This is a genomic window from Pseudoalteromonas sp. S3785 (assembly GCF_005887365.1).
In the GTDB taxonomy this organism is placed as follows: Bacteria; Pseudomonadota; Gammaproteobacteria; order Enterobacterales; family Alteromonadaceae; genus Pseudoalteromonas.
Window position 1 is genome coordinate 1 of record NZ_PNCT01000077.1, and the last position, 14246, is coordinate 14246.

Here is a 14246-nt window from a genome sequence, read left to right on the forward strand (position 1 = left end):
GAGGATCACCGTCACGGTTTGGCCATCTTCAACATCGGTTACTGTACCGCGTACAACTATAGCTTCGCTTTCGCCATTACCACTGATAACGCCATCATCGGTTTTTTCTATATTAATACTAATTTGTGCAGTTTTATCTTGAATGAAAGCATCTACTTCCTGAGCTAAATTACCGGCTGTGTCTATAACACTAGAGGTTGCAGTAATTTCACCATCTTCTAATGATGAGATATCGATGCCTGACAGCTCATAGTTTCCATTTTCAACAATTGCAGTAACTACGACTTCATTGCCTACTGAATCTGTAAATACGATGGTAACTTCTTGGCCATCCTCTACACCATTTACTAAGCCACTGAGCGAAATGTCGGTATTTTCAGAGCTGCCATTTATAATGCCATCTTCGGTTTTATCGATACTAAGGGTTAACGTGCTTTGTGTGTCTTTTGCAAAAGTAACCTCTTGAGTTGCCTCATTCCCAGCGGCATCAAAAATGCTTATTTGCGCTGAAATTGCGCCATCTGCTAACGATTCAATATCGCCACTGATTTGCCAATTGCCATCAGCATCAACCTCTGTTGTTACAACTACTTGCTGATTATTACTATCTGTAAAAGTAACAGTAACTAATTGGCCTGGCTCAATATCTGTAACCGAGCCGCTGAGTTGTACATTATTTTGCTCGGCGCTATTAATAACCCCGTCAACATCTTGTGTTACTAAGCTTGCAGCAACAGAGCTATCATATTGGGCTTCATCAGAAGCACTCGCGGGATTTCCTGAAATATCTTGAGCAGTTGCATTTGCGCTAATAGTGCCATCATTTAGCGATGAAATATCAACGCCGGTTATTTCATAACTCCCATTAACTACAATTGCCGTTAACGTAATTGGGGGGTTAACACCATCACTCAATACAACAGTTACAGCTTGGCCATCTTCAATACCGGTTACTACACCTCGTACCGTCACGTTACTCTGTTCTTCGCTGTTTATAACACCATCTTGCGTTGAGTCTATCTCAACAGTGAGCTGTGCGGTTTTATCATGTAAAATAACTTGAGAAGCGTTACTCTCATTGCCTAATAAGTCTTGTGCTTGCGCTGTTGCTGTGATCTCCCCATCACTTAACGAAGAAATATCAACTGCTAGTTGATACTGGCCATTTTCAACAATAGCCTCAACAGTCACTTCATTACCATCAACATCTGTTAAAGTAACTGACACTGTCTGACCGTCTTCAATACCTTCAACTGTTCCGCTGACCTGTACTATGTTCTCTGAGTTATTAATTACGCCGTCTTCGGTTTCATTTACTTCAATTGTTATTATTGCAGTTGTATCTTTAGAGAAAGACTTTTGTGTTTGAGTATCATTACCCGCTATATCAATAGTGCTAACTTGGATAGTGTAATTTCCATCGGGTAAATCAGCAAAAGGTTCTGGGCCAACACTCCACTGGCCATTCGTAACCGTAGCCTCATACGTTGCAATGGGGTTACCTTGCGAATCAAAAATGGTTACTGTTACCAGCTGTCCATCTTGCACATCTACCACTTCGCCCTCGAAATCAATAGGCTGATTAGTGTTTAGGCCATCTTCAAAATCAATAAAAATATCTGCTTGAGTATCTTTAATTTTTGTCTCGCTGGCAGCGTCATCTTCATCTCCGCCAACTAAAGACACTGTCGCAGTAACTTCACCGTCATTTAATGCAGTGATATCGATATTAGTAACAGACCACAGACCATCCTGAACTTCAGTTGTGACTATAATTTCGTTGCCGTCTGAGTCGCTTAAAATTATTTGTACTATTGAACCATTAGGGACATTTTCAACAGTGCCGGAAAACTCCAAAGCCACAGCGTCATATTTATTAATAAAAATACCATCGCCACCGAGTTGCCCTACATTGAAAACAGGATCAGGTGTAAATTCAAGAAAGTCAGGATCTTCTACCTCAGCATCAGCAACGGGTGTGGTTTCGTAGCCAGATTCAGGAACTAGCTCTTGCCCTTGGCGGGCAATAAGTTGATAAGCCACTTGTGCGTCATTGGCATCATTTGATGATAAAGAAGTAACACTACTTGTATTACTTCGGGCATCAAATGTACTATTTTGGCTTAAATCGGATACAAGCTGCGAAATAATATCCTGCGGGACCACAAGCTGTTCATTCGCTTCAGAGAAAACAAGCTTATTTTCTTCAAGTGCAATATCACTGCTGTTTAATACGGGTAGATCGGCAAATTGCTCTGGTACAGAGTCTACCTTGACCCAATCTCCATTATCCATAACAACCCATACATCACTTAGTAGTTCGACAATAACAACAGCTTTACTTATATTTTCCAAAGTGAATATCCTAAATAGTTAATGAGAGTAAACAGCGGCTTAGCTAAAAATAGATCTAATTATTATAAAATCCAGTAATTAAAACAAAATATTAACATTAATCAATGCATTTTTACTGGTTTAATTATTGGCAGATTAAAATAATAATACTTAATCACAATTAAATATCAATATTAATAATACAAAATAACTAGCAATATATGGTTACTGTATTAATACAACGTATGAAAGGACGAGTTGGATTCAATAAAGTTTATTTATTTGTAAATCTATAAGTTAGCATTTCGGCGGGGAATAAATTAACATCCCTAAAGGTAGTTTCATTTCCAAATTAGTCAAGAAAATGCAAAATGCACGTTTTATTCCCTTTCGAAAACAAGATATTGTTGATATGTGTAGTGATGAGTTGGCCAACGGCTCAGAGCAAACATCGTTTAAACAATTTTGTGACTTATTAGCAAGCCTTATTCATTACGATTATCACGCAACACTTGAGTCGCTTAAAAATAACTACGCTCCTTTTGATCCAAATAGTGACACGCGATCTTTAGCGCCGGTTTCACATGATAAAAAAGCGCAGTGCCAACGTGATTTTGCAAAAGATTTTGCAAAAGTTTTAAACGCCGCTAACTTTGAAGTGATCACTAATCAAGATTTACAAGATGCATTAAACGAAGAGTCACTATTTAAAGTGCGCCTTGAGGTAGAGTTTGACGACTTTGAAGAAGTGGTTTTTTATCGCCGTGGCGAGTCGCAACTCACCGAAACCATTACCAGCCTTTGGGGCCTTCGTAAAAAAAAGCTGCATTTTACTAATTACGACCGCGTGGCGGTGTTTATTCGTTTTAAAGATAAAGCCCACTTTGAAGCTAAAAATAAAATACCTTTAGGGTTTGAACCAAGCTCGACCATAGTAAAGCTGTTTCAAAATGTACCAAAAGCCGACCTTGAAATGCTATTCCCTAATAGCGAAGTACGTATGCGCCCTATTGATAAAGTGATTATTGGCTCATCAGCTTTAATTGGCGGTGCCGTGGTTTTAATTACAAAGCTAGGCGCATCCATTTTATTGTTATTTGCGTTGATTGCTTATTGGGGTGGTTTTAGAAATGAGGCCGTAGAAATGACCCAGCAGCACTTTATTACCTTTGCTATTGGTATGGGGGTATTTGGCAGCTTTATTTTTAAAGAGTGGAGTAAATTTAAAAATCGTAAAATTAAATTTATGAAAGCGCTTAGCGATAACCTTTACTTTAAAAACCTCGATAATAACGCCGGTGTTTTTCATACCCTTATAGACGCCGCCGAAGAAGAGGACATAAAAGAAGCTCTGCTTGCTTATACATTTTTACTTAAATCTACAAATGGCCTAAGCGCACAAATGCTTGATGAGCAAATAGAGGCGTGGTTTAAAACAAAGTATAAATGCGAACTCGACTTTGAAATTAGCGATGCGCTTGCAAAATTGGAGCGTATGCATTTAGTCACGTGCAGTAATGAGGTGTATAACGCAATCAGTTTAGAGCAAGCAAAAACCGTTTTGGATAAGCGCTGGGATAATCTTTTTCAATATAATTAACCTGCATGGTTTACTTAACAACAAAAAAGCAGCTGAAGTTTCAGCTGCTTTTTACGTTACTTAACTAGGTGCAATTACTCAGCGACTTGCTGCCTAGTAAACTTTGTATGCACTAACTTATAAAGTGCAGGCAATATTAATAGCGTAAGTAAAGTTGATGAAATAATACCGCCCACCACTACCGTCGCCAATGGCCTTTGTAGCTCAGCGCCAGTACCTGTATTTAGCGCCATAGGAATAAACCCTAAACTTGCCACTAAAGCGGTCATAAGGACTGGGCGCAGGCGCGAAAGTGCACCTGTTTGTATCGCATCTATTAAACTAAGGCCGTCGGCTCTTAACTGTTTAATAAACGACAGCATAACCACACCATTTAATACCGCTACACCGCTTAGCGCAATAAAGCCAACGCCTGCTGATATTGACAGCGGCATGTCGCGTAATAATAACGCAAGCACGCCACCTGTCAGAGCAAGTGGTACGCCGCTAAATATTATTAACGAATCACGCAGCGAATTAAACGCGCTATAAAGCAAGCCAAATATAAGCAATAGAGTAACCGGCACCACCAGCGATAAACGCTTACTTGCCGATTCTAACTGCTCAAACGTGCCGCCATATTCAATCCAATAACCACTTGGTAAATTAAGATCTGAATTTAAAGCAGCTTGTGCATCACTTACAAAGCTTGCTAAATCACGCCCTTCTACATTTGCAGTAACTACAACATTACGCTTACCGCTTTCACGGTTTACTTGATTAGGCCCTTTATCAATACTAATTGTCGCTACTTCGCCAAGCGGTACAAACGCAAGGTCGGGATTAGCACTTTTTGGCACAGCCACAGGCAAACGAGCCAGCTGTGTTACATCGCTAGACCAACGCTCATCTAAACGCACTAATAACGAAAAACGTTTATCACCTTCGTAAATAAGCCCAGTTTGTACACCGCCTACCGCAGCACTTACACTTTGCTGTATATCGGTTACAGTTAAGCCTAACAGCGCCATATGGTCGCGAAGCGGCGTAACCGAAAGCGTAGGCAAGCCTTCCATTTGCTCAAGGCGTACATCAGTTGCACCCGTAATGCTTCGCACAAGCGCCGTAGCTTTTTCGCCGTACTGTTTTAATGTTGATAAGTCATCACCATAAATACGTACTGCTACATCGGCCCGCACGCCTGCTATTAGCTCGTTAAAGCGCATTTCTATTGGTTGCGTAAACTCATAGTTATTTCCAGGTACTTCATTTACTAAATGGCGAATTTGCTTAACCAGTTCTTCTTTACTTAAAGCAGGATTAGGCCATTGTTCGCGCGGTTTTAACATTAAGAATGTATCGGCAACGTTAGGTGGCATAGGATCGTTTGCTACATCAGGCGTACCAATTTTTGAAAATACCTTTTCAACTTCAGGTATGTCTAAAATGGCTTGCTCTAACTCTTTTTGCATTTTTACCGATTGCTCAATACCGGTACCGGTAATGCGCAGTGCATGCATAGCAATATCGCCCTCATCAAGCTGCGGTAAAAACTCAGCCCCCATATTTTTCACTTTAAAGCCAAGTGTAATTACAAGCACAGCAGCAATACTTAGCATTACCCACGGTAACTTAAGCGATAAGCCAAGTAACGGTTTATAGCCTTTTTTAATACCGCGCATAACCGCATTTTCGCTCTCACTTACCTTACCGCGTACAAATACCGCAATAGCGGCAGGCACAAAGGTAACGGCAAAAATAAGTGCGCCAACTAATGCAGCAACCACTGTAAACGCCATTGGCTGAAACATTTTGCCCTCAACACCACTTAATGCAAATAGCGGTAAATACACCAGCATAATAATTAAAATACCAAATACTGCTGGGCTGAACACTTCTTTAGTGGCGGCGGTTACCACACTTAAACGCTCATTTAATGTAAGTAGCCTGCCATGTTTGTGCTGCGCAAGGCCAAGTTGCCTTAAGCAATTTTCGACGACTATTACAGCACCATCAACAATTAAACCAAAGTCGATTGCGCCTAAACTCATTAAATTACCCGACACCCGATTACCAACCATACCGGTAATAGCAAATAACATACTAAGCGGAATAACCATTGCCGTAATAAGCGCGCCGGTTACGTTACCCAGTAACAGCAGTAAAATAACAATGACTAACACTGCGCCTTCAAACAAATTGGTTTTTACGGTTTCGATGGTTTTATCTACAAGGCTTGTACGGTCATATACAGGCTCAACCACTACACCCGCTGGTAGGCTAAGTTGTACATCTTTGAGTTTATCGGCCATAGCTTTTGCCACTACACGACTGTTTTCGCCAATAAGCATCATGGCGGTGCCAAGCACAGTTTCCTTGCCGTTATAAGTAGCAGCCCCTGTTCTAAGCTCTTTGCCTAAACGCACATTTGCGACATCTTTAATGCGTACAGGCGCATCATCACGCTTTGCAACCACGGTATTGGCTATATCATCAAAGGTTTTTAATTGTCCTGGCGAGCGTACTAAGTATTGCCCATCAAAACGCTCAATAAACCCTGCGCCTTGGTTACTATTATTTAATTTAAGTGCCGTAATTACATCGCTGAGCGTAAGCTTATAAGCCAGTAGCTTTTCAGGTATTGGCGCTACTTGGTACTGGCGCTCAAAGCCGCCTTGGCTGTTTATTTCGGTAACACCTTTTACTTTTAAAAGCTGCGGGCGAATAACCCAATCTTGCAAAGTACGTAAATCTTCTGCGTTAAATGGCGTGCCATCGTCTTTGAGCACACCTTTATTTGCATGCACAGAGTAAGTAAAAATCTCCCCAAGGCCGCTGGCAATTGGTCCTAAATTTGGCTCAATATTGGCAGGCAAATCAGATCGAATGCTTTGAATGCGCTCTGATATTTGCTGGCGCGCCCAGTAAATATCGGTACCTTCGTTAAAAATAACAGTTACTTGAGAAAGCCCATAACGCGAAATCGAGCGGGTGTAATCAAGCTTAGGTATACCTGCCATTGCGGTTTCAATTAAATAGGTTATACGCTGCTCTGCTTCAAGCGGGGTAAACCCGGGAGCTTTAGTATTAATTTGCACTTGCACATTAGTTATATCAGGTACGGCATCCACCGCTAAATTTTGGGTGTTATATACGCCAAAGCCTGCAAATAAAAGCGTGAGCGCAAGCACCATCATGCGGCGTTTAACCGCAAACGAAACTATCCAGTTAATCATGCTGCCTCCTAATGTGAGTGGCTTGCGCCGCTTTTTAATATATCGGCTTTAATTACATAACTGTTTTGCGTTACATACTCACTGTTTGACGACAGCCCCTCAAGTACCTCTACCCACTCGCTGTTTTTAGCACCAAGTTTTACAGGGCGTACTTCAAACACATTGCCGCTTTTAATAAACACACTCGGTTTACCGTTAAACTCTTGCACAGCAGTAGCCTTTACTCGCACTGCAGCATTTACATTTGCGATACTAACGTCGCTATTTACGTGCATGCCTGGGCGCCAATGGCCGTCAGGATTTTTAAGCGCAATACGCGCACGTGCAATATGTCCGCCCGTCATCATAGGCGCGATAAAAAACACCTCACCTTGCGCGTTTAAATGATGATGTAAGTCGTATACTTTGGCGCTTTGTCCTATGGCAAGTTTTTCAATATTTTCAGGAAACGCAGACAGCTCAACCCATACCGTTTCAAGATTGACTATTTGCATTAACGCGCTACTAGCAAGCTCACCACGCTTTAAATATTGCTCGGTAATAACGCCTGTCATTGGGCTTTTTATGATGTAATTTTGCAGTGTTTCACGATTAGTGATACTTGCAAGCCTATCGCCTTTTTTAACGTGTTGACCAATGCTCACAAAAATGTCGTTAACTAAACCGGTATAAGGCGCCATTACTTCAACGCTGCCTTGCGAAGTGGGTGCTATAACACCAAATAAAGTATCGGTTAGTTCAACGCTACCCGCTTTTGCAATCTCGGTTTTAATGCCAGCACGTTCAATTGCTGCTTCGCTTAGGGTTGTACGCCCCTCTTCTTGCTCATAGTGGTAGTTAATTTTTTGCCCTTTATAACTTGCCATTACATCAAGCTTAAACGAGTGCGGCTCATTCACGCTTACGGTACTGACCAAATAGTCATCTTCGGCTTTAAAGCGAATAAGCTGTGGTTTTTCACTTAAACGCTGTACGTTTATGGTTACGTCCAACTGATTTATATCCACAGCATTTTCGTTATCATACCCGTATACTCGTAGCTCGGTATTACCAGCAAACTGAGTTAATTTAAGCTCTAAATCAAGCGCGTTATTGGTGAGTAAAAACCCGCCATGAGGCCCTTTTACTTGGTGTTCATCTTCATGGCCTTCTTCATGACCTTCTGCGTGATGATTAGCCGACGCCATAGCCGTGCTACTTAATAATGGGAATGCAAAAAATTGCGTAACTAATAATGCGATAAGTGTTTTGTTCATGATTGATGAGTCTCAATTAAAGATTGGCCAGTTAAGCGCTCAAGAGTAAGTAGTACTTGATATAGTTCGCTATGGGTGTTGATAAGAGCGCGTTTAGAATCAAATAAAGCTTGCTGCGCGTCTAGCAATTGCAATACCGATATTTGCCCTTGTTGATAGCTCTTTAAGCTTTGTTCTATAAGCTTTTTCGCTTGAGGAATAACGTGCTGCGCTAAAAGTTGTGCCTGCTCAGTTTTACCTTGGTAATACGCATACAGCGTGCGTATTTGTTGGCGCAACTGGATACGCAATAGCCCTTGTTGCTCATTAAGTAAGGTAAGTTGATGCTGCGCCGCCTCAATATTACCGCTATTAGAATTACTTAATTGCAGCGGCATTGAAAACGAAAACACAAACGAGCTGGCGTCAGCTTGTTGGTTATAACGCACACCGCCGCCTAGCGTTAAATCACTTTGACCCGTTGATTTTTGTAGTGCCAAGTTGGCAGTTTGTTGCACATATTGTTGCTGTAACAATGCAAACTCAGGTGCACTATTAACCGCATCAAGCAGTGCTTGCTCGCTTTTAAGAGGGGTAATGAAACTTAAATCACCGGCATAATAATCGCTATATACCTGTTTTTGCCAAAGCTCATTAAGCGCTAAACGGGCACGCTCAAATTCACTTTTTAACATGAGCATATTTAGATCTACTTGGCTTAATGCATAGCGCATACGAGTTACATCAGCACTTGAGGCAGCACCTGCTTTAGCGCGCTTTTCAATTGCGTTAAGCGCCTGCTCAACAGTGTGTTTACGCTCACTGTTTAACGTAATTAACGCCTGAAATTTTAGTACTTGGTAATAACGCTCAGCGGTGGTGGCTAAAAGTGCTAACCGAGTGTTTTTATACTCAATTGTTTGCGCTTTAATATTTGCAGTAGCGTAATTAATACGGTTTTGGCGTTTGTCGCCCAGCTCTATTAATTGGCTTAAAGCCAGTGTGTACTGCGCCCCCGAAAAGGCATTAAAGCTGTGAGTTCCTAAAAAATTTTCAGCTTCAAAACTCAGCTCAGGGTTTGGCGAAAGCGCAGCTTGGTTTTTAAGCGCTGTTAATATTTTTTGATGGTACGGGTAACGTTTAAGCAGGGCATTTTGCTGCTCGGTATTTATTAGCGCCTGCTTAAGCGTTAATACGTTTTGGGGCTCTTTTTTTGCCAAAACGCTCTGTGTGGGTAATGCGCACAGTAGCGCCACCAGCATTAGTGTTTTTTTATTCATATAGCAGGTCCGTTTTTAACAAACAGAGTTGGCTTAATCACAGTGCTTGTCTTAATAACAAGCGCAATCAAGCAACCTAAATATGCACACAACTAGCCTAACAACGCTTATGCGCAGACTGTAATGTACAAAAGTATTTAAAGTTAGAATCTAGCTATAAAAATTGGGTGGCGGAACATCTGGTGGGTAATTTAAACCATTGTAACAGGCAGTATTTGTGGCTTGGCTTTGCTCAGGACTTATAGAATGATTTATTGTACTGTAGTAGCCACAGTGGCAGTGCTGATGGGCATGAATTTCAGTAGGTGATTGCGCATCATCGTCATTGGTATCGCTATGAGCGTGAATATGCGTGGCATGTTCCACTTCTTCTTGTAAATGATACGCAGCAGCGTCACAGCTAATAAAGCTGTGCACAAGCACTAAAAGTATCACAACTAAAAAGTAGTTTGAGCGCATTACCTACCTAAAACTATAAAATGCAATTTAAGAAAGCGCACAATACATTAAATTTATTCAAATGTAGAGAGCCGCTCACGTTATTTTCTAAATTCACTTGGTGATACACCCACTGATTTTTTAAACCGTTTAGAAAAATTAAATATATTAGGATACCCCACATAAGCGGCAATATGAGCAACAGGCCAGCGGGTATTTAGTAGTAAGCTTTTAGCTCGTTTAATACGTAAATAAATTAGCTGCTGCATTGGGCTTTTGCCATATTGTGCTTGGCATAACCTATGTAAATGCGGCGCTGAGTAATGCACGTGTTCGCACATAGCCTCTATTGTCCAATCAAACTGTAAGCGTTCTTCTACTTCTAAAAACAAGCTGGTTAACCTGTTTTGCCCGCCTATTTGCGCTTCGCTTTGCAGCGTAGTGTTTAAATAATGGCTTAAAATAGGTATAACGCCTTCACGTAAAGTAGCGCTTTTCTCACTGTATAAAAGCTCCATAGCTAAATGCAATGACTCTAATTTTTGTTCATAAAGTACAAGCGCCTCAGTCAAATTTAAGTGCTTCCAACGATGAGTATTTGCAAGGTTTAACCAAATAACATCCCAATGCGGAGCATCAATTTTCACTTCAAAGCCTTGCTTAGCAGGTAACACAATCAGCGTATTTTCTGTCAACGTATATTTGTTATGTTCTGTTGTAAGCTTTCCTTGGCCTGACAATGTATAAAACAGGGTGTGCTCTAAAGGCGATGAGCGCGCAACACAATATCGCCCCGATAAATTAGAACATCCTGCTAGTGTTATTTGCAGTTCTGGGGCTTGAGCAAGCGCCGCTACGTCAATAAACCGCTCTGTACACTCGGGGCCAATATCAAGTACATCTACAATGGTGTTGCGCATAATTTAAATGATAGTTTTGGATAAATACAAGAGAGCTTTAAGCATAACCTCAATGCATTATTTTAGCTATATTTAAGCCACTATAATTGCCACACATGCAATAGGACACAAATGAACTCACTTCAGCACATAATTAACCGCCGCGATTGGGAGAATCCAATTTCGGTGCAAGTTAATCAAGTAAAAGCGCACAGCCCACTTAATGGTTTTAAAACGGTTGAGCATGCCCGTAAAAACACACAATCACAAAAGCAAAGTTTAAACGGTCAGTGGGATTTTAAATTATTTGATAAACCCGAAGCGGTTGATGAGTCATTGCTAAGTGAAACACTCGCCAACGGCTGGCAACGTATTCCAGTGCCTTCTAATTGGCAATTACATGGCTTTGATAAACCTATTTATTGTAATGTTAAATACCCCTTTGTCGTAAACCCGCCATTTGTACCAAGCGATAACCCAACAGGTTGCTACCGCACTGAGTTTACTATTACGGAAGATCAATTAGCGCAGCGTAATCATATTATTTTTGAAGGCGTAAACTCGGCGTTTCACCTTTGGTGTAATGGCCAATGGGTGGGCTACTCGCAAGATAGCCGCTTACCCAGTGAATTTGATTTAAGCGATTTACTAGTTGCAGGCACTAACCGCATTGCGGTTATGGTTATTCGTTGGAGCGATGGCAGTTACTTAGAAGATCAAGACATGTGGTGGCTAAGCGGTATATTCCGTGATGTTAATTTACTTACTAAACCCCAGCACCAAATATGCGATGTATTTATAACTCCCGATTTAGACGCCTGTTATCGCGATGCAACACTACATATAAAAACGGCAATAGATGCGCCAAATAACTACCAAGTAGCCGTACAGGTTTTTGATGGTGAACAAGCACTGTGTGAGCCGCAAATCCAAAGCACTAACAATAAACGTGTTGATGAAAAAGGCGGCTGGAGCGATGTTGTATTTCAAAAAATTGATATACAAAACCCTAAAAAATGGACCGCTGAAACCCCTTATTTATACCGCTGTGTTGTAAGCCTGTTAGATGAACAAGGCAACACCGTAGAGGCTGAAGCCTACAACATTGGCTTTAGAAAAGTAGAAATGCTGAACGGGCAGCTTTGCTTAAACGGCAAACCGCTGCTTATTCGCGGTGTTAATCGCCATGAACACCACCCTGAAAACGGCCACACAGTTAGCACCGCCGACATGATTGAAGATATTAAGCTGATGAAGCAAAATAACTTTAATGCTGTACGTACTGCTCACTACCCTAACCACCCGCGTTTTTACGAGCTGTGTGACGAGCTAGGTTTATACGTAGTAGACGAAGCAAACATAGAAACCCATGGCATGTTTCCTATGGGTAGGCTTGCCAGCGATCCGCAATGGGCTGGTGCATTTATGTCGCGCTATACACAAATGGTTGAGCGCGATAAAAACCACGCCTCTATTATTATTTGGTCATTGGGTAACGAATGCGGGCACGGCGCAAATCACGATGCTATGTATGGCTGGTCAAAAAGCTTTGACCCGTCGCGCCCTGTGCAATATGAAGGTGGCGGTGCAAATACCACCGCAACCGATATTATCTGCCCCATGTATGCCCGTGTAGATACGCATGTTGCCGATGACGCCGTACCTAAATACTCTATTAAAAAGTGGTTAAGCCTACCGGGTGAAACTCGCCCGCTTATTTTATGTGAATACGCTCACGCAATGGGTAACAGCCTAGGTAGCTTTGACGATTACTGGCAAGCATTTAGAGAATACCCGCGTTTGCAAGGCGGCTTTATTTGGGATTGGGTAGACCAAGGTTTATCTAAAACTGACGAAAACGGTGAGCATTACTGGGCTTACGGTGGCGACTTTGGTGATGAACTAAATGACCGACAGTTTTGTATAAACGGCTTATTATTTCCAGATCGCACACCGCATCCAAGCTTGTTTGAAGCTAAATACAGCCAACAGCATTTACAATTTACATTGCGTGAGCAAACTAAAAATCAATACAGCATTGATGTATTTAGCGATTACGTATTTAGACACACAGATAACGAAAAACTGGTTTGGCAGTTAATAGAAAATGGGCGATGTATAGAGCAAGGCGAGCAAGTTATTAATATTGCTCCGCAAAGTACGCAAACAATCACTGTTAATACAAAAACGGTGTTTAAAGCTGGTGCGCAATATCACCTTAATTTAGATGTAGCATTGATTAACGACTCAAGCTTTGCAAGTGCCGAGCATGTATTAAACACCGAGCAATTTAAGCTTATAAATAGCCAAAGTTTAAGCGCTGATGCATTTAAGCCCACTTTTGTAGCCTCAGCACATGGTGCGCTAAATATTAGCGAAACCAACACACAGCTTAGTATTGAAGGCGATACCTTTAAACTTGTGTTTAATAGCCAAACAGGCCTTATTGAGCAATGGCTACACAATCAAATCCAAGTTATTAAAAGCCCATTAGTTGATAATTTTTACCGCGCCCCGCTTGATAACGACATAGGCGTAAGCGAGGTAGACAACTTAGATCCTAACGCATGGGAAGCGCGCTGGCTAAGAGCGGGTATTGGGCAGTGGCAGCGTACATGTCGCTCGTTTGAAGTTGTGCAATCAAAAGTAGATATACGTATTACCTGTGTATTTAGTTATGAATTTAATGGCGCAGTACAAGCAAAAACAACATGGCTTTATACGCTTAATAATACAGGTACAATTAACTTAAATGTTGATGTGCAACTAAACGATGCTTTGCCGCCCATGCCGCGTATAGGATTAAGCACAACGCTTAATAAACAAAGCGATACTCTAGTAAATTGGCTTGGTTTAGGCCCATTTGAAAACTACCCAGATCGCAAAGCAGCTGCGCGTTTAGGTTATTACGGCTTGAGCTTAAATGAGCTACATACACCGTATATATTCCCAACCGATAACGGCGTGCGTAGTGATTGCCAATTACTTAGCGTTAATAATTTAACCGTCACTGGTGCATTTTTATTTGCTGCCAGTGAGTACTCACAAAATATGTTATCGCAAGCAAAGCACACTAATGAGCTAGTAGCTGATGATTGCTTACATATCCATATTGATCATCAACATATGGGTGTTGGCGGCGATGATTCGTGGAGCCCAAGTACCCATAAAGAATATTTACTTGAGCAAACGCAGTACAACTACTCTTTAACTTTTTTGACTAAATAATATAGCCCTCAACTCAA

Annotated in this window: 8 protein-coding genes; 2 read left to right on the forward strand and 6 right to left on the reverse strand. The window is 41.4% G+C overall.

The features are described from left to right. Positions 1-2355: Ig-like domain-containing protein (locus tag CWC17_RS16865; RefSeq protein ID WP_249935940.1), on the reverse strand; the 2355-nt coding region annotated here is incomplete at its 3' end. A gap of 343 nt (positions 2356-2698) precedes the next feature. Here CWC17_RS16865 and CWC17_RS16870 point away from each other — a divergent pair. Next, positions 2699-3934 (forward strand): TMEM143 family protein, encoded by a 1236-nt coding sequence (locus CWC17_RS16870; protein ID WP_138541585.1) that lies wholly within the window; start codon positions 2699-2701, stop codon positions 3932-3934. A 74-nt stretch (positions 3935-4008) separates the two neighbouring features. Here CWC17_RS16870 and CWC17_RS16875 read toward each other — a convergent pair whose 3' ends face one another. From CWC17_RS16875 to CWC17_RS16895, 5 genes are all read right to left on the reverse strand, one after another. Beyond that, complete coding sequence (locus CWC17_RS16875; RefSeq protein ID WP_138614173.1) at positions 4009-7149, reverse strand: efflux RND transporter permease subunit; 3141 nt, start codon at positions 7147-7149, stop codon at positions 4009-4011. 8 nt (positions 7150-7157) lie between these two features. Then, complete coding sequence (locus CWC17_RS16880; protein ID WP_138614175.1) at positions 7158-8405, reverse strand: efflux RND transporter periplasmic adaptor subunit; 1248 nt, start codon at positions 8403-8405, stop codon at positions 7158-7160. Further along, positions 8402-9664, reverse strand: coding sequence for a TolC family protein (locus CWC17_RS16885; protein ID WP_138614177.1), 1263 nt, complete (start codon positions 9662-9664; stop codon positions 8402-8404). Before CWC17_RS16885 ends, CWC17_RS16880 begins: the two co-directional genes overlap by 4 nt. 150 nt (positions 9665-9814) lie before the next feature. Then, positions 9815-10123, reverse strand: a complete 309-nt coding sequence (locus CWC17_RS16890) for a hypothetical protein (protein ID WP_138614179.1) — start codon at positions 10121-10123, stop codon at positions 9815-9817. An 80-nt stretch (positions 10124-10203) separates the two neighbouring features. After that, the gene (locus CWC17_RS16895; RefSeq protein ID WP_138614181.1) at positions 10204-11022 is read right to left on the reverse strand and encodes an AraC family transcriptional regulator; all 819 of its coding nucleotides are present in this window, start codon (positions 11020-11022) and stop codon (positions 10204-10206) included. A 111-nt stretch (positions 11023-11133) separates the two neighbouring features. Here CWC17_RS16895 and CWC17_RS16900 point away from each other — a divergent pair, with 111 nt between their 5' ends. Beyond that, positions 11134-14229 carry a beta-galactosidase gene (locus tag CWC17_RS16900; RefSeq protein ID WP_138614183.1) on the forward strand — a complete coding sequence of 1032 codons (3096 nt, stop codon included), beginning with the start codon at positions 11134-11136 and terminating at the stop codon, positions 14227-14229. The last annotated feature ends 17 nt before the right edge of the window (positions 14230-14246 follow it).

What these genes read in the sequence shown, in the direction of transcription:
- CWC17_RS16870 (WP_138541585.1), top strand. Translation starts at nt 2,699, where the DNA reads ATGCAAAATGCACGTTTTATTCCCTTTCGAAAACAAGATATTGTTGAT.
- CWC17_RS16875 (WP_138614173.1), bottom strand. Translation starts at nt 7,149, where the DNA reads ATGATTAACTGGATAGTTTCGTTTGCGGTTAAACGCCGCATGATGGTG.
- CWC17_RS16880 (WP_138614175.1), bottom strand. Translation starts at nt 8,405, where the DNA reads ATGAACAAAACACTTATCGCATTATTAGTTACGCAATTTTTTGCATTC.
- CWC17_RS16885 (WP_138614177.1), bottom strand. Translation starts at nt 9,664, where the DNA reads ATGAATAAAAAAACACTAATGCTGGTGGCGCTACTGTGCGCATTACCC.
- CWC17_RS16890 (WP_138614179.1), bottom strand. Translation starts at nt 10,123, where the DNA reads ATGCGCTCAAACTACTTTTTAGTTGTGATACTTTTAGTGCTTGTGCAC.
- CWC17_RS16895 (WP_138614181.1), bottom strand. Translation starts at nt 11,022, where the DNA reads ATGCGCAACACCATTGTAGATGTACTTGATATTGGCCCCGAGTGTACA.
- CWC17_RS16900 (WP_138614183.1), top strand. Translation starts at nt 11,134, where the DNA reads ATGAACTCACTTCAGCACATAATTAACCGCCGCGATTGGGAGAATCCA.